The 20,972-nt window shown below is 61.8% G+C and carries 22 protein-coding genes; 10 read left to right on the top strand and 12 right to left on the bottom strand.

Translation table 11 applies throughout. The annotated features are described in order from the left end of the window. Positions 1-6 precede the first annotated feature (6 nt). Positions 7-1,170, top strand: a complete 1,164-nt coding sequence (locus ACW9I6_RS09600; protein WP_166742172.1) for a hypothetical protein — start codon at positions 7-9, stop codon at positions 1,168-1,170. 39 nt (positions 1,171-1,209) lie between these two features. Here the strand turns inward: ACW9I6_RS09600 and ACW9I6_RS09595 are convergent, their stop codons facing one another. From ACW9I6_RS09595 to ACW9I6_RS09560, 8 genes are all read right to left on the bottom strand, one after another. Next, positions 1,210-1,830, bottom strand: a complete 621-nt coding sequence (locus ACW9I6_RS09595) for a transglycosylase SLT domain-containing protein (protein WP_023658938.1) — start codon at positions 1,828-1,830, stop codon at positions 1,210-1,212. Between the two features lie 232 nt (positions 1,831-2,062). Next, positions 2,063-2,518 (bottom strand): RidA family protein, encoded by a 456-nt coding sequence (locus ACW9I6_RS09590; RefSeq protein WP_003211568.1) that lies wholly within the window; start codon positions 2,516-2,518, stop codon positions 2,063-2,065. After that, positions 2,515-3,399 (bottom strand): PhzF family phenazine biosynthesis protein, encoded by an 885-nt coding sequence (locus ACW9I6_RS09585; RefSeq protein WP_102604867.1) that lies wholly within the window; start codon positions 3,397-3,399, stop codon positions 2,515-2,517. Before ACW9I6_RS09585 ends, ACW9I6_RS09590 begins: the two co-directional genes overlap by 4 nt. Continuing rightward, positions 3,396-4,436, bottom strand: a complete 1,041-nt coding sequence (locus tag ACW9I6_RS09580) for an ABC transporter substrate-binding protein (RefSeq protein WP_008435866.1) — start codon at positions 4,434-4,436, stop codon at positions 3,396-3,398. The genes ACW9I6_RS09585 and ACW9I6_RS09580 overlap by 4 nt, the downstream gene beginning before the upstream one ends. Before the next feature lie 25 nt (positions 4,437-4,461). Then, positions 4,462-5,226 (bottom strand): ABC transporter permease, encoded by a 765-nt coding sequence (locus ACW9I6_RS09575; protein ID WP_008435867.1) that lies wholly within the window; start codon positions 5,224-5,226, stop codon positions 4,462-4,464. Continuing rightward, entirely contained in the window at positions 5,223-6,041 is an 819-nt protein-coding gene (locus tag ACW9I6_RS09570; protein ID WP_003211576.1) for an ABC transporter ATP-binding protein, read from the bottom strand. Before ACW9I6_RS09570 ends, ACW9I6_RS09575 begins: the two co-directional genes overlap by 4 nt. A 133-nt stretch (positions 6,042-6,174) precedes the next feature. Continuing rightward, positions 6,175-6,978: an AraC family transcriptional regulator gene (locus tag ACW9I6_RS09565; protein WP_003211578.1), complete on the bottom strand. Its 804-nt coding sequence runs from the start codon at positions 6,976-6,978 to the stop codon at positions 6,175-6,177. Between the two features lie 194 nt (positions 6,979-7,172). Next, complete coding sequence (locus ACW9I6_RS09560) at positions 7,173-8,141, bottom strand: hypothetical protein (protein WP_008435869.1); 969 nt, start codon at positions 8,139-8,141, stop codon at positions 7,173-7,175. A gap of 175 nt (positions 8,142-8,316) precedes the next feature. Between ACW9I6_RS09560 and ACW9I6_RS09555 the strand changes: the two genes are divergently transcribed. From ACW9I6_RS09555 to ACW9I6_RS09545, 3 genes are all read left to right on the top strand, one after another. Next, entirely contained in the window at positions 8,317-9,813 is a 1,497-nt protein-coding gene (locus ACW9I6_RS09555; protein WP_087694084.1) for a PAS domain S-box protein, read from the top strand. Between the two features lie 132 nt (positions 9,814-9,945). Beyond that, on the top strand, positions 9,946-10,197 hold the full coding sequence (locus ACW9I6_RS09550; RefSeq protein ID WP_003211583.1) for a CsbD family protein: 252 nt from the start codon (positions 9,946-9,948) through the stop codon (positions 10,195-10,197). An 11-nt stretch (positions 10,198-10,208) separates the two neighbouring features. Then, positions 10,209-10,478 carry a DUF1652 domain-containing protein gene (locus ACW9I6_RS09545; protein ID WP_003211585.1) on the top strand — a complete coding sequence of 90 codons (270 nt, stop codon included), beginning with the start codon at positions 10,209-10,211 and terminating at the stop codon, positions 10,476-10,478. Between the two features lie 90 nt (positions 10,479-10,568). Here the strand turns inward: ACW9I6_RS09545 and ACW9I6_RS09540 are convergent, their stop codons facing one another. Together ACW9I6_RS09540 and ACW9I6_RS09535 are read right to left on the bottom strand one after the other, a co-directional pair. Continuing rightward, the gene (locus ACW9I6_RS09540) at positions 10,569-11,762 is read right to left on the bottom strand and encodes an MFS transporter (RefSeq protein WP_102369374.1); all 1,194 of its coding nucleotides are present in this window, start codon (positions 11,760-11,762) and stop codon (positions 10,569-10,571) included. Positions 11,763-11,915: 153 nt separating this feature from the next. Continuing rightward, complete coding sequence (locus tag ACW9I6_RS09535; protein ID WP_003211589.1) at positions 11,916-12,224, bottom strand: RcnB family protein; 309 nt, start codon at positions 12,222-12,224, stop codon at positions 11,916-11,918. A 160-nt stretch (positions 12,225-12,384) separates the two neighbouring features. Between ACW9I6_RS09535 and ACW9I6_RS09530 the strand changes: the two genes are divergently transcribed. Next, on the top strand, positions 12,385-12,735 hold the full coding sequence (locus ACW9I6_RS09530) for a LemA family protein (RefSeq protein ID WP_003211591.1): 351 nt from the start codon (positions 12,385-12,387) through the stop codon (positions 12,733-12,735). Between the two features lie 11 nt (positions 12,736-12,746). Here the strand turns inward: ACW9I6_RS09530 and ACW9I6_RS09525 are convergent, their stop codons facing one another. Next, positions 12,747-13,124 carry a nuclear transport factor 2 family protein gene (locus tag ACW9I6_RS09525; protein WP_457339221.1) on the bottom strand — a complete coding sequence of 126 codons (378 nt, stop codon included), beginning with the start codon at positions 13,122-13,124 and terminating at the stop codon, positions 12,747-12,749. A 72-nt stretch (positions 13,125-13,196) separates the two neighbouring features. Here ACW9I6_RS09525 and ACW9I6_RS09520 point away from each other — a divergent pair, with 72 nt between their 5' ends. The 4 genes from ACW9I6_RS09520 (at position 13,197) to ACW9I6_RS09505 (ending at position 18,270) form a co-directional block, all read left to right on the top strand. After that, on the top strand, positions 13,197-13,754 hold the full coding sequence (locus ACW9I6_RS09520; protein ID WP_003211595.1) for a helix-turn-helix domain-containing protein: 558 nt from the start codon (positions 13,197-13,199) through the stop codon (positions 13,752-13,754). An 11-nt stretch (positions 13,755-13,765) separates the two neighbouring features. Beyond that, positions 13,766-15,112 (top strand): glutamine synthetase family protein, encoded by a 1,347-nt coding sequence (locus ACW9I6_RS09515; protein ID WP_008435874.1) that lies wholly within the window; start codon positions 13,766-13,768, stop codon positions 15,110-15,112. Between the two features lie 50 nt (positions 15,113-15,162). Next, positions 15,163-16,260: a DNA alkylation repair protein gene (locus ACW9I6_RS09510; protein ID WP_178912940.1), complete on the top strand. Its 1,098-nt coding sequence runs from the start codon at positions 15,163-15,165 to the stop codon at positions 16,258-16,260. Positions 16,261-16,410: 150 nt separating this feature from the next. Next, on the top strand, positions 16,411-18,270 hold the full coding sequence (locus tag ACW9I6_RS09505; protein ID WP_457339220.1) for a DUF3857 domain-containing transglutaminase family protein: 1,860 nt from the start codon (positions 16,411-16,413) through the stop codon (positions 18,268-18,270). On the opposite strand, the gene ACW9I6_RS09500 is transcribed toward ACW9I6_RS09505, so the two are convergent. Continuing rightward, positions 18,267-19,157: a LysR family transcriptional regulator gene (locus ACW9I6_RS09500; protein WP_003211603.1), complete on the bottom strand. Its 891-nt coding sequence runs from the start codon at positions 19,155-19,157 to the stop codon at positions 18,267-18,269. The genes ACW9I6_RS09505 and ACW9I6_RS09500 overlap by 4 nt on opposite strands. Positions 19,158-19,286: 129 nt before the next feature. Between ACW9I6_RS09500 and ACW9I6_RS09495 the strand changes: the two genes are divergently transcribed. After that, a complete protein-coding gene (locus ACW9I6_RS09495) occupies positions 19,287-20,930 on the top strand; it encodes a GMC family oxidoreductase (protein ID WP_003211605.1) in 1,644 nt (547 codons plus the stop codon). The last annotated feature ends 42 nt before the right edge of the window (positions 20,931-20,972 follow it).

Raw genomic sequence — 20,972 nt, 5'->3', positions numbered from 1 at the left:
TGCATCATGGAAAGCCTCTTTGAAAAGCCGCGTGCAGGGCGCTCCCGGGCCGATAACACCGTCATAGTTCTGGGTCTTGCCAGTGCTTTGCTGATCCTATGGATAGCCCTTATTTACCCTTGGCCGGGATATGCCGATATGGTGACCAGCCTTCCACATCCCAGTGCGTGGCTGCGCTGGGTGTTGGGGGATATCAGCGAGGTCGCGTTCTACAAACACGAACTGGCGTCACTGGGCCTGCTGGGCGGTGCGTATCTGGCGTGGTGGGCCAGCCGCACGGGCAAGTCCTGGCAGGGCTTTGCTATCTCGTACGGCACAGGGCTGTGGCCGTGGCTGATAACCAGCTCCTTACTCGGCTTGCTGCTAAGCAACGCGTTATGGGGCTGGACGGTGACCGCTGACACTTGGCAACCGACGTTTGCAGCGTTTGTTTCACTGCCGGCGGCAATGGTGCTGATGTTCGGAGGTGGCTGGAAAGTGACGCTCAACGGCGCCGTACTGGGAGGTTTACTGGTCACGCCGATGTGTTTGTTGATCGTTAATTACGTCTGCATACCGCTGGGCTTGCCGGTGGTGATCGGAAATGTGCTTGGGATGGCGGTTGGCAGTGTGATTGCCTTTGTATTGTGCCGTCACGTGCCGGTCCTGGTACGAAGCGATTACACAGCGCCGCAAAGGCCCGCCCCGCTGAAGCCACCGACTTATGGTGTGGTGTGGAGCGTGCGGAGGGTATTGGCTGACTTTTCCGAAGCGCCGTTCTTCGGCAATGAGCTGGCCAGCCTTGGCTTGCTGGCGGGTGTGTTACTGGCTTACGCGCTGAACCCGATGAGCCCGGCCTATGGATCCGGCCTGATACTGCACCTGATCGGCGCGCAAGCGCTGACATCAGCGCTGGGCGTGGTGATCTGGCGACATCAGTGGATAAAACGAGGCTGGTATCCCACGTATGTCCCGCTGGTATCGGTAGTCCCGGCAGCCGTATTGACCCATGGCGGCAGCTGGATGGTGATGGGGTCCAGTGCGTTGCTCGGCGCGCTGATGGCGCCGCCACTGGCCTGCGCGATTGCAGGACGGTTACCACCGCACTTTCATCCTTATATCGGCAACGTAATCTCAATGGCGCTGAGCACGTTGGCGGTAGTGCCATTGGTGGGATGGTTAGCCGTTTAGCTCCGCTCTCCTACGCCGGGCAAAGGACTGCCCGAGCACTTAAAGCCAATGCCAGAACCGGCTCCAGAACCCACGCCCCAGATCATTCTTGCAGCCCGCATATTGCGCCGCATACATCTGCGAACGCGCCTGAACCTTGCCTGCCACCGGCATCAGCCAGGCTTTGCTCGCGTAGGTACGCTGCCGGTAACCGCCCCAGCCTTCGTGGTAATTCAGGTACTGGCCGTAGGCATCGTATTTGTATACGCCGTTGATGGTGTAGGTCTTGTCCATGTACCAGCCGACAAAGTCGATGGCGTCGTCAAAGTCCTGCCGGCTGGCGCCGTAGCGTCCGGTGCTTTTCTGGTAGTCGCTCCACACTTCATCCTTGGCCTGGGCGTAGCCGGAGGCCGTAGACACACGACCCCAGGGGATGATCCACAGCAGGTACTTGCGTGGGGTCTTGGCGTCCTGCCGGAAGCCCGATTCCTGATACATGATCGCGAACGGCACCTGGATCGGCACGCCCCAGCGCGCCTGGGTCACCTTGGCGGCGTCGTACCAATCGTCTTTTTCGCGGAAGATGCCGCAGATGTCGTTGGGGGTGCGGGGTGGCGAGGTGCCGCATCCCGCCAATAAGGCGGTGAGCAGCAACAGCCCTGCGGTTTTTCCTGCGTTCAAAAGCTCACCGTCTCGTCGTGAGAATAAAAGGCGGGCAGTTTACTCGTTCGCCGGGGTTCCTGCAGAGGTGAAAGCAACACGAATCCTGTGGCGAGGGAGCTTGCTCCCGCTGGAGCGCGAAGCGCTCCCGGACCGGTTGACGCGGTATGCCCGAGGCACTGCGATCATCGGTTTTGGGGCGGCTGCGCAGCCCAGCGGGAGCAAGCTCCCTCGCCACATTTTGGTGGGTGGTTCAGGCAGTGACGACCGCCGTCAGTTCCAGTTCCAGCAGGCCGTTGCTGGGTAATCCCGCCACGCCCACCGCCGAACGCGCATGCCGGCCGTGCTCGCCAAACAGCTCAATCAACAGTTGCGACGCGCCGTCGACCACCTTGGAGAAGCCCTGGAAACCTTCCCCGCCAAACACAAACCCGCGAACGAACAGGATGCGCTCGACGTTCTCCAGCCCTACCGCCTGGTCCAGCACGCTCAAGGCCCGCAGCACACAGGTCCGCCCTGCTTCGTTGACCAACTCCGTAGAGGTCTGGTCCGTCACCGGCCCGGTAATCACGCTGTCACCCTGCCGACAAACCTGCCCGCTGACATACGCCACGCCTCCATGAATCGTCACTGGCACGTAGTCTCCCTTGGGGCTCGGCGCCTCGGGTAATTCCAGCCCGAGGGCTTGCAGTTTTTCGCGCACGCTCATGCCGGTTCCTCGACAAATTCCACATGCCCACCCAGCCAGCAACCTTGCACCTGCCCCGCTTCATCCCGGCGAAACCGCAGGGAGATTTGCGAAGGTCGGCCCATGGCCCGGCCCTGGCGGATGTGCACCGGGCGATCATCTGCCGTCACCAGGCCATTCTCCAACAAGCCAAACGCCAACGCGGCAGCCGCGATGCCGGTGGCGGCGTCTTCCGGGTAACCCGAGGACTTGGGAAACTGCCGCGCATCAAACTGTCGCCCTTCCAGATCCGATGGCGCATAGGGGTACAAACCAGTGGAGCCGATGCGCTCGCACAGTTGCTGCATCCGCCGGTAATCCGGTTTCAGGCTATCCAGTACCGCCACGCTTTTCAGCGCGATCAGGGTTTTCACCCGGCTGGTGCAAGCGTTCTGGATCGGCAGCGGTGCCAGTTCGTTGGAAGTGATGCCGAGCACCGACAGAATCTCGGCCTCGACTTCGGCATCGTTCAACGCCTCGACCTGGCCCTTGGGCTGGCTGATTTCCACCTGGATATCCGGGGTGCCCGCAGCGGTGATCCGCGCATCCACCGGACCGCTCAGGGTCGATAACGTCAGGCGGTCCTTGTGCAGCATGCCCAACCGATCCAGCAGCCACACCGCTCCCACGGTGGCGTGGCCGCACATTTCCATCTCGTGGTTGGGCACCCAGAAGCGCAAGGCAAAATCGAACTCGCTGCCAACCGGTGCGGCGAACACGAAGCCGCACTCATGGCCATAGTCGCGGGCGACTTGCTGCATGTCGGCATCGCTCATGCCATCGGCGACGGCCACGGTTGGCGCGGGGTTGCCGCCACGGGCGGTGGCGGGAAAAACATTGACCAGGTGAACCTCGGGCGTCATTTCGCCTCTCCCTGAAGGGTGGAAACAGTCGGCGCCACGGCGTCGACGATGGAGTTGGTGTAGACCTGCTGCGGGTCGAGTTCGACCGGGTCGCTCTCCACAGCGTTCATGAAGCGGATGTTTTTCTCAACGCCGTCTTTCTCGATGCGCGGCGTGGCCGGGTAGGACGGTAGCGAAGCGGTCCAGGCAGCATTGAAGATGGCGGCGTCGGTGTTGGCGAAATACGGGCGCACCGACTCGCGAGCCTTGTCCGGGTCGCTGGCAATCAGGTGTTCGGCACGCCACAGGGCGCGGACCATTTTTTCGGCCGTGACCTTGTTGCTGGCCAGCCAGTCTTCACGGGCAATCATCGCAGTGAAGAGGAAGCCGTCCAGGGGTTTGTATTCGCCCTTGGCCAGGTCCATCAACACAAAGCCGCCTTGCTTCTCGGCGGTGGTGATGGTGGGTGGCGACAGCGAGAAGCCGTTGATGCTGCCCTGGGAAAACGCCGCGAGCATGTTTGGCGCGCCGCCGATGGGCATGATGGTGAAGTCTTTGTCCGGGTTGAGCCCCGCATCCTTGGCCAGGTAGCGCACCAGCATGTCGGTGGTGCTGCCAGGGCCGGTGACGCCGATCTTCAAGCCCTTGAGGGCCTGGGCACGGGCGGCCAGGGATGAGGTGGCCGACACGCCGGCCTTTTGCGCCGAGGCACCGTCGATCACCACGGTGCTGCCGAACTGGGTCTGCACGGCGGCGAACGCCTGGACATTCTGGCCTTTGGTGCGGGCGCGCACCGCGACGGCGGGCAGGCCGACGTAAGCATCCGCATCACGCCCCAGCACGGCGGTGAGTGCTGCCGAGCCGCCTTTCTGGAATACGATGACGTCCACATTCAGGCCTTCATCGGCGAAGTAGCCTTGCTTCTGCGCGACGTAGATCGGCACATAGAGGAAGCCTTCGCTGGGGAACGCCAGGGTGACTTTGGTCAGGTCCCGGGCCTGCGCGGCGGGCAGGCATGAGGCGAGTAAAACGCTGGCGATGAACAGTGGTTTGAACATGATCAAGCTCCGCAAAAATAAGGGGTTAAACCGCAACTTCACGTTCCGCTTCGTTGGCCTTCCACGGCATCAACTTGCGTTCTGCCAGCTTCACCGCCGTGTTCAGGATCAGCGCGAGGGCGATGATGCCCACCAGTGCGGCAAATACACCGGCGGTATCGAACTGCGAGGCTGCATCCGAGAGCAGGTAGCCCAGGCCCCGGTTGGCGGCGATGATCTCGCCCACCAGCGCGCCGATCAGCGCATAGGGCACCGACAGGCGCAGGCCGGTGAATACCCAGGTGAAAGCGGACGGGATGACCACCATGGTCAACAGGTCGCGCTCCTTGGCGCCCATCAGGCGCAGGATGGTCAGTTGCTCGCGGGACACGTTGCGCACGCCGCTGTAGGTGTTGAGGAACACCAGGAAGAACACCACGGCCGCGGTCAGGATGACTTTCATCGGCAAGCCGATGCCGAACCAGAGGATGAACAGCGGCGCCAGCGCGACTTTCGGCAAGCTGTAGAAGGCGGTCAGGAACGGGTCGAGAATATCCGCCAGCAGCTTGGCGCGGCCCAGCACCAAACCGGCGATCAAGCCTGCGAGGGAGCCGAAGAAGAAGCCCAGCACGGCCTCCAGGGTGGTGATGCCGGCGTGGTAGAAGAACACCCCGTTCATGAGGATTTTCCACAGGCTCTGCGCCACCGCCGAAGGCCGGCTGATGAAAAATTCCACGCCGAACCAGCGGGAGACACACTCCCAGAACACCAGCAGGAAAATCAGGAACAGCAAGCGATAGACCTGGATCATACGACCTCCAGCGAGTGAGCCAATGAGGCGGGATCGGCAGCACCGGCGACGTCGGGCGCCAGGCGTTTCCAGAGGGCGGCGCAGAGTTCCACGTAGCGTGGGTCAGAGCGCAATTGCACCAGGTTGCGTTCACCGCCCAAGGGAATATCGAGCACATGGTCGATGGTGCCCGGGCGACCGGCGAACACCACGCAGCGGTCCGCCAGCGCGATGGCTTCATCGACATCGTGGGTGACGAACAGCACGGTCTTGTTGAGCTTGCGGCACAGGCGCAAGAGTTCGGTCTGCAGGGTCAGGCGCATCTGCGCATCAAGGGCGCCGAAGGGTTCGTCCATCAGCAGGGTTTCCGGGTCGCTGGCCATCAAGCGCGCCATGGCCGCGCGTTTGCGCATGCCGCCGGAAAGCTGGTTGGGGTAGCTTTCGCCAAAACCGGTGAGGCCCACCAGCGCCATCAGCTCCTCGACGCGACTGTCGATCCGGGCCTTGGGCATGCGGCGGATTTGCAGCGGCACGGCGATGTTGCCGGCCACGGTGCGCCACGGCAGCAAGTGGTCGGCCTGGGTCATGTAGCCGACACGGGTGTTGACGCCCTTGACCTCGGCGCCGTCGTAATGCACCTGGCCCTCCGTGGGGCCGAAGAGCCCGGCGGTCATGTTGAGCAAGGTGGACTTGCCGCACCCCGAAGGGCCGACCAGGGTGATGATTTCGCCCCGCTGAACTTCAAGCGATACGTTGCGCACGGCCACAAACTGGCGGCCCTCGACTTTGAAGCTTTTTTGCACCCCTGCGAAGCTGATAAAGGGTTTTGCACTCACCGCCCCTCCTCGTCCGGTAGGCCGGACTTGTTTGTTGTTGACGGGGTGAGGATGAACGGATGACGGATTTGCGGCGCACGGGATCGGGCCGGATCATGCGCGGGATCGGGACATCAAAAAAGTTGAGGCGGTATCAGCCGCGGCGCCACTCATCCGGCGACACGCCCAGCACCCGGCGAAACACATGGGCCAGGTGTGACGGTGACTCATAGCCGACGTTATTGGCGATCTCCAGCACCGACATGCGGGTGTGCCGCAACAACGTCTGCGCGCGCTCCAGGCGCAGGCGCTGGACGTACGCCAGCACCGTCTCGCCGGTGTGCAGCGCGAACAGCCGGGTCAGATGGCGGCGCGACATGTGAAACGTCTCGGCGATTTCATCCAGCCCCGGCGCATGTTCGAGGTTGCCTTCCACGTACGCCTTGACGTCACGCACCAGCATGGCGCCGTGGCGCTCGGTAGATGAGCGTTGCAGGCTCGGCTGGCTGAGGGAAATCGCCAGGCATTCGAGCAGCAGCAAGTGATCGGCCTGGGCCACCTGGCGGCGGCGGTCGATGTACAGGTCGGGTTGGCTGAAGGCTTTTTTTGCCAGGAGCAGATGGTGCAACGGCGCGGAGGTTTGCCAGATGCCCAGGGTGGGCACGCGCAGCAAGCGGTTGGCATCACCGGACAGGTCACGCAAGGCGTAGTGCATGTAGTCGGGGTCGACGTAGAACGCCACGTGGCCCTGGCTGGCGGTGAGTGACGAGGAGGAATGGCTGGATTGCGGCGGCACCAGTACGAACTGGCGGTCGATCACCGAGGTGGTGCGCCCGCTTTCTTCATCCTTGAAACGCAACAGGCCGTGCTCGGGCACCATCAGCATGAATTCGTCGTGGGCATGGGCCCCGGTTTCATAGGCGCCGTTGGAGTTGAAGACGCTGTAGATGTCGCGCATCGCCAGGCACTGCCAGTGGATGTTGGAGTGCTGACACTAGCATGTTTGGTGCCAGCGAAGCATTGTGGCGAGGGAGCTTGCTCCCGCTGGACCGGGCTGGCGCTCCAGTGCGTAGCGCGCCCCTCTTTTTTGGGGCCGCTTCGCAGCCCAGCGGGAGCAAGCTCCCTCGCCACATAGATCACCTCAGGTCATGATCAGGCCAACGGTACACGACGGGTGGAAATCGCCAGGCGACCCACACCGAAGCTCAACGCTGCGCCCAGCAGCAACATCAACAAGGTGCTCCACGCAGCACGGGACAGTTGCTTGGCCGCGACTTCACCGGCTTCACGGGCTTTCTGTTCAGCCTGTTGCTTCAGTTCGTCAACCTTCTGCACGGCCTGCTGGTAGGCCTGGGCGTAGTTGTCGACAATCTGGGTGGCCTCAGCCTGGCTCTTGCCGGTACGGGCCGCAACAATATTGACCAGTGCCTGCTTGTCCGCCGCGTTCAACGCCGGCTCACCGGAAGCCTTGACCCGCTCGAACCACTGCTTCAATTCATCACCAGCCTGGGCTGGGTTGGTCGCGGCATCGTTGGCCGACTGCTTGCCGTCCGCCGCCGCCTGATCGGCTTTTTGCTCAACGTTGGCTGGGTCCAGTTCAGGTTTGCCGCTCTGCTTGAGCAGTGTGTCGAGCTGACCTTGCAGGCTGTTCCAGTCCAGCTTGATGCCCTGCTCATTCAGTTGCTGCTTGACGCTGTCGCTGATACCCGGCGCCACGGCGGCGATCCCGCTGCCGGCAGCCGACAGGCCCTTGCCGACGACATTGCCCGCCGCTCCCACAACGCTGGTGGCCAGCGCGGCCAGCAGCCAGGTGGTGAGCAAGGTGGTGATGGTCCAGCTCAGCACGCCGTGCAGGCCGCCGCGATCCGGCGCGGTGCGCCCGGCCACGAATGCACCGGTACCGATTGCCAGCAGCGTCGAGACAAACAGCCAGATCCCGGCACCGGTGCCGAAACCGCTCAGCGGGTTACCCGCGGCCATCGGGTCTACCGCGCTGGCGCCAATCGCGGTGCCAAGTACGCTCAATACCAGATAGGTCACCAGGGCAATTGCACTACCGGCCAATACCGAGCCCCAGGACACACGAAACAGCGAACGGTTGGTTTCATAGACAGTGGTCATGTTAAATCCTTTGAACAGTGGGTAGGTGGCCAGTTTGGCGAGGCACCTGCCCTGCGGTCTCGACACAATTGCACTAGGCGCACTGGTGCATTCGCACCCCGCGCCGGGCACTTTCTCTGCACTATCCTGAGCCTCAGGTGTCGTACTTCCCATGCGACTTACCCCAGGAGAAACCATGAGCCAGGCCGTCCTCGCCAAAGAAACCAACCGCCGCCAACTGCAGCAGATCATCTCCGGCTTGTCCGATGGGGTGATCCTCGCCGAGGCCGACCAGACCATCCTCTGGGCCAATGAAGCCGCGCTGCAGATGCATGGCGTGGATAAAGTCGAAGACCTGGGTGCCAACACCAAGGAATACGCCGCGCGCTTTGCCTTGCGGTATCGCAACAACCACCCGTTGGTGCTGGAGAATTATCCTCTGAGCCGGGTGGCAGACGGTGAAGAGTTCAGCGATGTGGTGGTGGAAGTCACCCCCACCGGCGACGAGGAAAAAGTCTGGGTGCATCGCCTGCGCAGCCTGGTGCTCGACGACGCGTCGGGCGAGCCGGAATTGCTGGTGTTGATCCTGAGCGACGCCACCGAATGGGCCAGCGCCGAACAGCGCTTCGAAAAGACCTTCAATGCCAACCCGGCGCCGGCGGTGATTTGCCGCCTGAGCGACCTGCGCTACATCAAGGTCAACCAGGGCTTCCTGGAGATGACCGGCTACAACCGCGACCAGGTGATCGGCCACTCGGTGTATGAACTGGACGTGCTGGAACAGGCCGAAAACAAGGACCTGGCCGTCAAGCGCCTGGGCGAAGGCGCGACCATTCCACAGATGCAAGCCGAACTGAAACTGCCCGAAGGCGGCAGCAAACTGGTGATCGTGGCCGGCCAGCCGCTGGACATGAATGAGGAAGACTGCATGCTGTTTTCCTTCACCGACCTGGAGCCTCGCCGCAAGGCCGAAACCGCCCTGCGTCAGAGCGAGGAACGCTTCGCCAAGTCGTTCCGCCTGACGCCGGTGCCGACCCTGGTGTGCAACGCCGCCAACCGCCAGGTGGTGGATATCAACGAAGCCTTCATGACCATCACCGGCTATACCAGTGAAGAACTGATCGGCAAATCCATCGAAGACATCGACTTTATCGACAGCCCCCAGGCCTGCACGCAACTGTTCACCACCCTGGAAAAAGCCGGCAACCTCGACGGCCTCGACCTGAAGATTCGCAAGAAAGGCAATGAGCTGATCGACTGTGTGCTGTCTGCCGACACCGTCAGTATCCAGGATGTGCCCTGCTACCTGCTGGTGCTGATGAACATCACCGAACGCAAGCGCTCCGAGCTGGAACTGGTGGCCGCGATCGAGGAAGTAATGCAGGACGCCTCATGGTTCAGCCAGACGCTGATTGAAAAACTGGCCAATGCCAAGAGCGTCAACAGCCCCAATGTACCGAACATTTCCTTCACCGACCTGACCGCCCGGGAGCGCGATGTACTGGGCTTGATTTGCGAAGGCCTGGCCGACAAGGAAATCGCTTCGCGCCTGAAACTGGCACCCAACACCGTGCGTAACCATGTGGCCACGGTGTACTCCAAACTGGGGGTGCATAGCCGTAGTGCAGCCATCGTGTGGGCCCGTGAGCGCGGGCTGTTTGCCGGTGAGTTGCGGGTTAAAAAGCCGAAATAGAGTGCAAATGCACTAGTGCGACCGGTGCAAATTCGCCTTATTGCACGGGGGTGCACTGCTTAACCTTGAAGGGTGGGCACAGGGCTTCGGGTCCTGTGCCGTTGAGATGTCATGCCCTTTAAGGAATCCATCATGAAAAGCGAACAAGTCAAAGGCGCTGTCGAAAAAGTGGCCGGCAAGGCTCAAGGTTTTCTGGGTGATCTGACCGGTGACGAACGTCTCCAGGCCGAGGGTGTAGCTCGCCAGGCCGCTGGCCAGTTGCAGCAAACCTACGGTGACGCGCTGGACACCGTCGGCGATTTCGCCAAGCAAAAACCCCTGGCAACGGTTGCGATCGTCGCCGGTGTCGGCCTGCTGCTGGGCCTGTTGCTGCGTCGTCGCTGAGGAGAACCCTGATGTTTACGCTCTCCCAACTGCGCAACTGCATCGAAGAGGCCCTGTCGCCCCTGACCTGCGAATTCACCCTGTGCCGTGACGCGTCGTTGACGCTCAAGGTCTTCGACGCCGAAAGCGGCCGGGTGGATTTGGTGGTCACCGGGATCAGCGTCAACAAGCTGCAGACCCCGCAGGAAGTGGAAAAGATGGTCGACGAGTTGCGGTACGAATTGCAGAGCAACACCGTCGGTAAACTCAGGCTGGATGACCTGCCGCTGCGCCCTTTGTAGGAGCGGGCTTGCTCGCGAAAAACGCCCGGGCACCGCGTTCATTCAGGCGTGGCGCGTTATCGTTAACGACCTTCGCGAGCAAGCGTGCTCCTACAGTATGTCGCGGGCTTTCAACGACGCCCCGATAAAATAGAACACCCCTCCCCCGACAATGAACGCTGCCAACATGTAGAACATGTAGTGGGCCGGCAGGTTGGCCAGCACCAGCCCGCACAGCACCGGCCCCAGGGCAGCACCGAGGTTGGAGAGGTTTTGCGCCCCGTAGTACATGCCCCGCAGGTTGTCCGGGGCGATGCGGTCGATGAACATGTACTCGGCCGGAAACACCACGATTTCGCCCACGGTGAAAATCGCCATCGCCAGGATCCACCACCACACGTTGCTCGCCAGAGCAAAGCCAATCACCCCCAGCATGAACATGCCCAGGCCGAAGATCAGCCACTGGCTCAGGTAGCGGTGGGAAATGCGCCGGCCAATCGCGTATTGCAGGGCAATCACCAACACCGCGTTGGTGGTGAGTACCGCGCTGATGATGGTGTAGGTGTATTCGGCGGTAGTGGTGGTCACCAGGTACTGCGACAGGTACGCGGTGAACTGGCCGAACACCACGGCACTGAGCAGGCCGCCGACGGTGAAGCACACCAGTCGGTGATCCCGCAGCAATACACGCCCCACCGCGAGGAACGACACCGGCTTTTGCGTGGTGTCTACCGTGGCCAGCGTGCGGTCGCCCCAACGCCAGTACAGCAGGAAAAAACCGAAGCCCAGGACCGCCGACAGGATAAACGGCAAGCTGATATCGAGCTTGGCCACCATCGCGCCAAAAAACGGCCCTACGGCATAGCCGATATTGGTCAGGGTGTACTTGATGGAAAACGCTTCGCTGCGCTCATCTTCCGGCAACAGGCTGGCAAACCCGGACTTGATCGCGATGTCGATCACCGCGTACGCCAGGTTGATCAGGATCAGGCAGCTGTAGAACGACCAGATTTCCCGGGCCAGCACCGTGCCGATAAACCCCAGGGCAAACACCACACTCAAGCTGAGCAATAGCCTGTAGCTGTTGATGCGGTCTACCAGGAAACCGCCGTAGACACTCAGCAGCGAGCCGACGATCAGCGAGCTGCCGATCACCAGGCCGACCTGGCTGATGTCGAGGGCAAAGTGGTTGGTGAGGTAGATCACCAGGTACGGAAAGGTGATGGCTTTGGCCAGGGTGAGGATCAGCGTGGCCGACAACAACAGGTTCACGGTACGCGGGTAATTTCTTATTGTGGCAAGCATCCTGCTCTCATTCCGGTCAAGGTAAAGGGACCATTGCGGCCCGCAGCGGACGTACCTTAACGCAAAACAAGAAGAAAAAAATGCTGGTTTATGCATTTATGCAAAAATCAAATCCAGCGGGATGAAGCGCGATCACCCATCCCGCCGAACGCTTTATTTTTTAACGGGGGTGATGTCGAGAATCGTGCCGTTGGTGGTTTTGAGCAATACGTACTTGTCGTTCACTCGAGCCCACTGGCTGTCTTCTTCCGGCTGCTTCAGGCCACGTTTCTTCCAGTCGGCAATGGCCGACTCCTTACGCATCAGAATGTCTGGCGCACGGTCTCCCGTCTTGAGGTCGCGGGTATTGATATTCGAAGGCTGCACGGTTTTTTGCGGGGTATCTGCGGCCTGGACGGTGAGACTCGCGGCAGAGAGGCTCGCGGCAACCAGCAGGCAGGCAACAAGGGATTTGGACTTCATGGGCACTTCCTTCAATGAATGACGCGTAAAGATTCCGACCGCAGCGGCGTGGAATCATTCAGCGCCGTGATGGAAGCGGCAGATGGATGGGCGGCCAGCGACCGGGCCGGCGATTAATCAGATAAGATTGGTTCCTTTTTCCAGCCGCTCAGGAATTCCAATGACTGGTACCCACGTCATCATCATTTTCGTGACCGTTGTCACCTTGCTCGCGCTCTACGTGTTCGGCACCTACAGGGAACTGGTGGCCCTGCTTGATCGCTGCAAAAAAGCCTTCGGCCAATTCAAGGAGGCCGAACAACAATTGGCGGCGGCGCAAAATGCCTCGTCACCCAGCGCAGAAATCGCCAGCCTGGAAAGCCGTGTCGCGTTCACCCGCCAGCTCTTCCACGACTCGGTCAACAACTACAACACCTACAAGCACAAGTCGCCGACCTCGGTGGTGGCCGAGCTGCTCGGGCATCGTGATGATGTCAGCCTGTCGGGGTTCGAGGCCAAGCGTACGGTCTGACCTGCCGGCGCTTACACAGGTGCACGCTGACGTGTCGGCGTGCCCTGATGAAACACCATCTGCCACTGCCCGCCGCTTTCGCGCCACAACGAACTGCGCAACGACTCCCCCGCCGCATTTGCATCCGTCGCCGCGCGCTGGCAGCGATACGTCACCAACGCCACGCCTTCGGCCAGCACCTTCATTGCAAAGTCACTGATGCTACGGACTGAAAACACCTCATCCTGCAGCCCCTCGATCACCTCGGCCTTGCTGCCCCACACATTGCCGCTGGCACCAAATTCGACGAAGTCATCCGCCAGCAGCACCGACAACCGCGCCGCATCTGCACGGGTGGTGCATTGGTGCAGCTCCTGTTCCAGGCGGCGTAAATGCTCTGCCAACTCCATACCCATTGCCCTCGTGAAATTAATCCTGTAATTTTTCATGAAATTTCCTGATAAGAATTTCACGAAGCGCCCATGGACAAGCAAGAAGAACTCGACGCCCTGGCGATCCTGATCCACGACCTGCGCAAGCACAAGAAGCTCACCCTGGCGCAACTGGCGCAAAAGATCGAGCGTTCCGTGGGTTTCCTGTCCCAGGTTGAACGCGGCCTGTCGCGCCCGACCGTGGCCGACCTCACAGCCATCAGCCACGCCCTCGGTGTGCCCACCACCTATTTCTACAGCCTGTCCAAACCCAAGGCGGTGGACTGGGTCACCCGCCCCAACGAACGGCGCACGGTGTATTACGCCAATGGCATCACCGACATCCTGGTGTCGCCGAGCATGCACGGCGCGTTCTCGATCCTCGACAGCCTGCTGGCCCCCGGTGCCAACAGCGGCGAACAAACCATGAGCGACCGTGCCGAACAGGCCGGTTACGTGCTGGAGGGCGAGTTGACGCTGTGGGTCGAGGGCGAGCCGGACTCGGTCACCCTGGGCCCCGGCGACAGCTTCCACCTGGCCAGTTTTGCCCACTGCCGCTACGGCAACCTGACCGACCTGCCAGCCCGCGTGCTGTGGGTCTACAACTAGGAGCAACACCCGTGAAAAGCCATGCTTCCACGCTTTTGGCCGAAGTCCGGACCTTTCGCCAGAACCATCCCGATGTGCGCTACGTCGACCTGATTGCCCTGGACATTCCCGGGCATTTCTACGGCAAGCGCTACCCGGTGGAGATGCTGGAAAAGGTCGCCGCCGGCAGCCCGTTGAAACTGCCGCAGAACGCGGTGCTGCTGGGTGCCCAGGGCGGCCTGTTCAAGATCGGCGACTATTGTTTCCACGACGGCGACCCGGACGCCAACCGCCGCCTGGTGCCCGGCACCCTCAAGCCGGTGAGCTGGGAGGCGCAGCCGCTGGGGCAGATGTTGATTACCTCCGACGGCACCGAAGCGCCCATCGAATTCGAACCCCGGGAAGTACTGGCCAAGGTGCTGGAACGCCTGCAGCGCAAAGGCATTCACCCGGTGGTCGCGTTCGAGCTGGAGTTCTACCTGTTCGACAAAAAGCTCAGCGACGGCCTGCCGCAATTTGCCCGCGACCCGCTGAGTGATGACGCGGACGACCAGCCCAACTTGCACATCGAGCGCCTGTCACGCTTTGCGCCGGTGTTGGACGATATGGTCGAGACGGCCAAGGCCCAGGGCATCGACATCACGGTGATCACCGCCGAACTCGGCCCCGGCCAGTTCGAAATCAATTTCGGCCACCTGGAAGACGGCCTGCGCGCCGCCGACTGGGCCGCCCTGTTCTGCCGCAGCACCCGTGGCGTGGCCCTCAAGCACGGCTATCGCGCCAGCTTCATGGCCAAGCCTTACCTGCAACACCCCGGCAGCGGCATGCATGTGCACGTCAGCCTGTACGATGCGGCGGGCAATAACCTGCTGGCGGCCCACCAGCAGCAACCGTTGCGCCACGCGGTGGCAGGTTGCCTGGAACTGCTGCCGCACTGCATGCCGATCTTCTCGCCCAACCACAACGCCTTCCGCCGCCTTGGTGGCACGGTCAACGCGGCAACCCGCGCGTGCTGGGGCTTTGAAGACCGTGACGCGTGCGTGCGAATTCCTGAATCCGACCCGCGCAACCTGCGCATCGAACATCGCCTGGCGAGTGCCGATGCCAACCCGTATCTGGTATTGGCGGCGATTCTGGTGGGGCTTGAGCATGGTCTTGAAGCAGCGAAGGAGCCCATCGCCCCGCTGAACGAAGACCGCAACAGCGGCGCGGACTTCCCCCTGGAAATGCTGGAGGCGGTGCGCGCCATGCAGCATCAGCCGACGTTGCGCGAAGGCCTGGGCGCGGAGTTTGTCGACGTGTATTGCGAAAACAAACGCCAGGACCACCTGGCATTCCAGCAGGAAATTCATGCGCGGGAATATCGCTGGTATCTCTAGGCACTGATGGTTAGCCTCGTGGGCATCTCTGGCTAACCGCGGACTTGCCCATGACCGACCAAAGCGCCCCGGCCCTGAAGGAAATCTTCAACGCCGAACGCCTGCAACACATCGCCAACGAAATGACCGCGGTGTATCCGGCGTTCGACGCCAAGGGTTTTCTCAAACACGCCAAGGCCGGGTTGGCAGACCTGTCGGTGATGCAGCGCATGGCGCGGGTCAGCGAAAGCCTGAACGCTGTGATCCCGCTGGATTATCCGCAAACCCTGAAGTTGCTGTATGCCCTGGCCCCTCGGCTGAACAGCGCCTTTGTCAGCCTGTTCCTGCCCCACTACGTTGCCAGCTACGGCGGCGATGATTTCAAGCGCTCCATGGCTGCCCTCAAGTATTTCACCACCTTCGGCTCCGCCGAGTTTGCCGTACGGCATTTCCTGCTGAGGGATTTCAAGCGCACCCTGGCCGTAATGCAGCAATGGTCGCTGGATGACAACGAACACGTGCGGCGCCTCGCCAGCGAAGGTTCACGGCCACGGCTGCCATGGTCGTTTCGCCTGGCCGAGGTGCAGGCCGATCCGAACCTGTGCGCTTCGATCCTCGACAATCTCAAGGCCGACAGCAGCCTCTACGTGCGCAAGTCGGTGGCCAACCACCTCAACGACATCACCAAGGACCATCCGGATTGGGTGCTGGGCCTGATCGAAGGCTGGTCCCTGGATAACCCACACACCGCGTGGATCGCCCGCCACGCGCTGCGCAGCCTGATCAAGCAAGGCAACACCCGGGCGCTGACGATCATGGGCGCCGGGGCCAGGGCCGAAGTGAAGATCCATCAACTCAAGGTCGAGCCGGCGGCGATCAAGTTGGGGGAGCGGATCAACCTGTCCTTCAGCCTGGAGTCCACTGCCGATTCGTCGCAAAAGCTGGTGGTCGACTACGCCATCGACTATGTGAAAAGCGCCGGTCACAGCGCGTCCAAGGTGTTCAAGCTCAAGGCATTTACCCTGGGTGCCGGAGAACATCACGCCATCAGCCGTGGCCAACATATCCGTGAATTGACCACGCGCAAGCACTATCCCGGCAAGCATGCGGTTCACGTGCTGGTGAACGGTGAGCGGCTGGGCAGCGTCGAGTTTGAACTCGAAAAATAATCCTTAAAACATTAACGAAGGCTCTAGATCGGGCCTTACAGCGAAATTAATTGTCGGACAATGCTAGGCATTCGTGTTGCGATCCATTATCATCCGGCGCCTTCTCGGTACCCCTAGGGTACTTGTGTCAATGTTCCACCTGAGGCGCCCATGCTCCGTTTTTCGTTTTACCGTCCCCTGATCTGCATCAGCTGGGGGCTTGCCAGTCACAGCGCGTTTGCCGCCCTGCAACCAATGGCCGAAGCCCCGCTGGCCAGCGACACCGAGCTGCATTGCCACTTCAACCGCGACGCCAGCGTCGACTGCACTACCCGCTTTCACTACACCATCCTCAAGCCAAGCGGCCGCGAAATGCTCTCGCGGATCGACTTCAGCTACCAGGAAGAAGACGGCTTCGAACTGATCAAGGCCGAGTCCACCCAGCCCGGCGGCAAACCTGTGCCCCTGGACCCGACGCAAATCGACACCCGCACCGCCCCCAACCCGGACCAGGGTTTCTCCCGGGAAAAACAGACCTCGCTGGCGTTTCCCAACCTGCGGGTCGGCACGCAAATCCGCTACACGGTGCGCGAACATCACCCGGCCAAACCGCTGATGACCGAGTTCTACTACGCCTTGCAGTTCGGCCCCAACGCCGCACGGCGCGACCACTTCAAGGCACGCTTCACCGCCGAGCGGCCGATCGAGTGGCGCAGCGAATTGATGGAGGGTTTCAGCATTACGCCATCGGCCAATCGCAAGACCCTGGACGTGGTGCAAAAGGCCCCGACCTACCTCAGCTACATCAACGAATCCGCCAACGCCTACATACGCCACGCCCCGCGTATCGAAGTCGGCAGCTCCCTGGATCGCCAGCAGTACTTCGGCGGCTTTGCCGAACGCTACAACCAGATCCTCGGCGCCAAGCTGCCGCCCCAGGGCGCCGCCGCCGTGGCCGCCGTTCGCGGCTTGCCACCGGCACAACAGGTGGCCGGCCTGATGCAGCACATCAACGACCACTATCGTTACTTGGGCGACTGGCGCGCCTCGGATCGCGGCTATGTGCCCTTCAGCCTGGCGGAGATCGAGCAGCACGGCTACGGCGACTGCAAAGACCTTTCGACGCTACTGGCCGCCATGCTCAAGGCCAGCGGGATCAAGGCCGAACCGGCCTGGGTCAGCCGTGGCGATGTGGTTAACCCGCTGCTGATTCCCGGCACCGGCGCACCGAACCACGCCATCGTCCGCGCCGAAGTCGATGGCCAGGTGTGGTGGCTGGACCCGACCAACCCGATCTTCGCCCCCGGCCAGACCCTGCCCGACATCCAGGACCGCTGGGTGCTGGTGACCAACGCCGAGGGCCAGGTACGTGAAGAACACATCCCGCTGCAACCCGCCGCCCCCACGTTGATCCTCGACAAACAGGAGCGCTTCGACGCCCAGGGCACCGCCCGGGTCTCGGCCACCGTTGATTTTCGCGGCATGCCGCTGATGCAACTGAGCGTCGCCGACCGCCAGCAAGGCGCCACCGCCAGCGACCAGAACATCTGCGACAACTTCGGCAAACAGATCATCGACTGCCAGGTCGAGCGCCCCGCCACCGCCTTCTTGATCCCGGCCAGCTACAAGGTCAGCGCCACGCTGACGGACATGCGGCCCCTGGAACCGCTGGGTAACGACCACATCTACAACGATGCCTTGCTGCAAGAGAAATGGGACGGTCTGCTCAACTACCGCCGCAATGGGCAACTGGCCGACTTGTACATAGGCAACCCCGAGACGCTGGATTACACCATCACACTGTCGGGTGGGCAGATCGACAAGGACATCAAGGCTTGCCAGGTACGCTCGCCGTGGTACGACCTGGACCTGACGGGTGAGCGCGTCAAGGGCGACTGGCGTTATCACTACGTCCTGACGCAGAAAATACGCTGGCTGACCCACGATGAAATTGTCAGCGCGCCGTTTGAAAAGATGATCAAGGAGATCCGTGCCTGTGGTGAACAGGTGCATCAGGTGGTGAAGCTCTAACCCTCCCCTAGCAAAACCCCTTGCTCCCGCGCGCAGAGTTCCACCAGGTAATCCCACAACACCCGCAACCTTACCGACTTGTGCAACTCGCGCCGGGAGCTGATCCAGTAGCTGCGCTGGATGCTCTCCGCCGGCAGCAGCGGCACCAGGTCCGGGTCGCTCGCCGCCATGAAGCACGGCAATACGGCAATTCCCAACCCCGAGCGCGCCGCCTGGTGCTGGGCGATCACGCTGGTGCTGTGGAACACCACCTTGGGGTTGCGGCAGAAGCTGCTGAGGAATTTCAATTCCTGGCTGAACAGCAAATCATCGACGTAATCGATCCAGGCGTGCACCGCCAGGTCCTCGCGTTTTTCAATCGGCGGTGTGCGGTCCAGGTAGCTGCGGCTGGCGTAGAGCGCCAGGCGGTAGTCGGTGAGTTTGCGGGTCACCAGTTGGTCGACGCTGGGGCGTTCGAGGTGGATGCTGATTTCCGCTTCGCGGTTGAGGATGCTGACAAACCGTGGCACTGCCAGCAGTTCCACTTCCAGGCCCGGGTAGCGTTCGAACAGGCCGCCCATGCGACTGGCCAGGAACATCACGCCCAAACCCTCGGCCACCCCCAGGCGGATCTTGCCCAGGGGCGCGGCGGAATGAGTCAGTTCTTCTTCGGCCAGCAGCGCCACGTTTTCCATGGCTTCGGCATGTTTGAGCAGGGCTTCGCCGGAGGGCGTCAGTTCGTAACCCTGGGCGTGCTGCACGAACAGCGCAGTGCCCAGGCTTTTCTCGATGGCCTCGATGTGCCGGGCCACGGTGGCGTGGGTGGTTTTCAGGCGTTGCGCCGCCGTGAGCAAGCGTCCGCTACGCTGTAACTCAAGAAAGAACCGCAGATCATTCCAGTCGAACATGCCTTCCCCTTCTTCCCCTGAACAGCAGCGTTGTCTAAAAACGCACAGCAGCTGGGTAAAAACTAACATTTTTAAGACGAAAACTAACAACTAGGATGGGACCAATAAGAAAAACAAGCGAGGTCACAGATGCATTCTGCAGCTGCTGAATACGATTACGTGGTGGTAGGCGCCGGCCCGGCGGGCTGCCTGCTGGCCAATCGACTGTCTGCCAACCCTGCCCATCGCGTGTTGCTGCTTGAAGCAGGCGGTCGCGATAACTACCCCTGGATCCACATTCCCGTCGGCTACCTGTTCTGCATCGGCAACCCGCGCACCGACTGGTGCTTCAAGACCGAAGCCCAGGAAGGCCTGCAAGGCCGAGCGCTGAGCTACCCGCGCGGCAAGGTGCTGGGCGGGTGCTCGTCCATCAACGGCATGATCTACATGCGCGGCCAGGCCCGGGATTACGACGGCTGGGCCGAGGACAATCCCGGTTGGGCGTGGAAGGATGTGCTGCCGCTGTTCAAGCAGAGCGAAAACCATTTTGCCGGTGCCTCGCAATTTCACAGTGACGGCGGTGAATGGCGGGTTGAGCAACAGCGCCTGCACTGGCCGATCCTCGATGCGTTTCGTGACGCGGCGCAGCAAAGCGGTATCGACAGCATCAGCGACTTCAACCAGGGCGACAACGAAGGCTGTGGCTATTTCCAGGTCAATCAGAAATCCGGCGTGCGCTGGAATGCGGCCAAGGCGTTTCTCAAACCGATCCGCCAGCGGCCCAACCTGACGGTGATGACCGAGGTTGAAGTCGACCGCGTACTCCTGGAGAACGGCCGCGCGGCGGCGGTGGTTGCTCGCCGGCAAGGCCAGCCAGTCACGTGGCGGGCGCGCAAGGAAATCATCCTGTGCGCCGGCTCCGTCGGTTCGCCGGGCATCCTGCAACGCTCCGGTATCGGCCCCTCCAGCGTGCTCAAGCCTTTGGGCATCGATGTGCTGCACGAGTTACCCGGCGTGGGCGGCAACCTGCAGGATCACCTGCAACTGCGCCTGATCTACAAGCTGGAAAACGCCCGCACCCTGAACCAGATCGCCGGCACCGTGTGGGGCAAGATGGGCATGGGCCTACGCTATCTGTATGACCGCAGCGGCCCACTGTCGATGGCCCCCAGCCAGCTTGGCGCGTTCGCCCGCTCCGGGCCGGAGCAGACGTCGGCCAACCTCGAATACCACGTGCAACCGCTGTCCCTGGAGCGCTTTGGCGAACCACTGCACGGGTTCCCGGCCTTCACCGCTTCGGTGTGCGACTTGCGCCCGCAAAGCCGTGGCCGCATCGACATTCGCTCGGCCAACCCGGCAGACGCACCGTTGATCCGCCCCAACTACCTCAGCCATCCGGAAGACCTGCGGGTGGCCGCCGACGCCATTCGCCTGACCCGACGCATCGTCTCGGCGCCGGCCCTGAAGCAATTCAACCCGGTGGAGTACCTGCCCGGCGCAGAACTGCAGACGGACGAACAGCTGCAGGAAGCCGCCGCCCGCATTGGCACCACGATTTTCCATCCAGTGGGCACCTGCCGCATGGGCAGCGACAAGGACGCGGTGGTCGACGCCCAACTGCGAGTGCACGGGGTTCCCGGCCTGCGCATCGCCGACGCGTCGGTCATGCCCCGCATCACTTCAGGCAACACCTGCTCACCGACGCTGATGATCGCGGAAAAAGCCGCGCAGCTTATCCTTTCGCCGAACACAAGGAGCCTCGCCCCGGAGAAAGAACTGACCTTACCGGCTTGACCTGCAGGAGCCCGGCTTGCCGGCGGTGGCGTTTTCAAGTGT

Source organism: Pseudomonas sp. SDO5522_S412, from assembly GCF_054071215.1.
This window is presented reverse-complemented; position numbering and strand designations above follow the sequence as displayed.

Excerpts from the sequence above, each read along its gene's own strand:
- ACW9I6_RS09565 (WP_003211578.1), bottom strand. The coding sequence starts at position 6,978 with ATGCGCGACATCTACAGCGTCTTCAACTCCAACGGCGCCTATGAAACC.
- ACW9I6_RS09555 (WP_087694084.1), top strand. The coding sequence starts at position 8,317 with ATGAGCCAGGCCGTCCTCGCCAAAGAAACCAACCGCCGCCAACTGCAG.
- ACW9I6_RS09580 (WP_008435866.1), bottom strand. The coding sequence starts at position 4,436 with ATGTTCAAACCACTGTTCATCGCCAGCGTTTTACTCGCCTCATGCCTG.
- ACW9I6_RS09585 (WP_102604867.1), bottom strand. The coding sequence starts at position 3,399 with ATGACGCCCGAGGTTCACCTGGTCAATGTTTTTCCCGCCACCGCCCGT.
- ACW9I6_RS09525 (WP_457339221.1), bottom strand. The coding sequence starts at position 13,124 with ATGGAGTTGGCAGAGCATTTACGCCGCCTGGAACAGGAGCTGCACCAA.
- ACW9I6_RS09600 (WP_166742172.1), top strand. The coding sequence starts at position 7 with ATGGAAAGCCTCTTTGAAAAGCCGCGTGCAGGGCGCTCCCGGGCCGAT.
- ACW9I6_RS09500 (WP_003211603.1), bottom strand. The coding sequence starts at position 19,157 with ATGTTCGACTGGAATGATCTGCGGTTCTTTCTTGAGTTACAGCGTAGC.
- ACW9I6_RS09545 (WP_003211585.1), top strand. The coding sequence starts at position 10,209 with ATGTTTACGCTCTCCCAACTGCGCAACTGCATCGAAGAGGCCCTGTCG.
- ACW9I6_RS09590 (WP_003211568.1), bottom strand. The coding sequence starts at position 2,518 with ATGAGCGTGCGCGAAAAACTGCAAGCCCTCGGGCTGGAATTACCCGAG.
- ACW9I6_RS09560 (WP_008435869.1), bottom strand. The coding sequence starts at position 8,141 with ATGACCACTGTCTATGAAACCAACCGTTCGCTGTTTCGTGTGTCCTGG.
- ACW9I6_RS09540 (WP_102369374.1), bottom strand. The coding sequence starts at position 11,762 with ATGCTTGCCACAATAAGAAATTACCCGCGTACCGTGAACCTGTTGTTG.
- ACW9I6_RS09530 (WP_003211591.1), top strand. The coding sequence starts at position 12,385 with ATGACTGGTACCCACGTCATCATCATTTTCGTGACCGTTGTCACCTTG.
- ACW9I6_RS09520 (WP_003211595.1), top strand. The coding sequence starts at position 13,197 with ATGGACAAGCAAGAAGAACTCGACGCCCTGGCGATCCTGATCCACGAC.
- ACW9I6_RS09550 (WP_003211583.1), top strand. The coding sequence starts at position 9,946 with ATGAAAAGCGAACAAGTCAAAGGCGCTGTCGAAAAAGTGGCCGGCAAG.
- ACW9I6_RS09505 (WP_457339220.1), top strand. The coding sequence starts at position 16,411 with ATGCTCCGTTTTTCGTTTTACCGTCCCCTGATCTGCATCAGCTGGGGG.
- ACW9I6_RS09495 (WP_003211605.1), top strand. The coding sequence starts at position 19,287 with ATGCATTCTGCAGCTGCTGAATACGATTACGTGGTGGTAGGCGCCGGC.
- ACW9I6_RS09535 (WP_003211589.1), bottom strand. The coding sequence starts at position 12,224 with ATGAAGTCCAAATCCCTTGTTGCCTGCCTGCTGGTTGCCGCGAGCCTC.
- ACW9I6_RS09575 (WP_008435867.1), bottom strand. The coding sequence starts at position 5,226 with ATGATCCAGGTCTATCGCTTGCTGTTCCTGATTTTCCTGCTGGTGTTC.
- ACW9I6_RS09510 (WP_178912940.1), top strand. The coding sequence starts at position 15,163 with ATGACCGACCAAAGCGCCCCGGCCCTGAAGGAAATCTTCAACGCCGAA.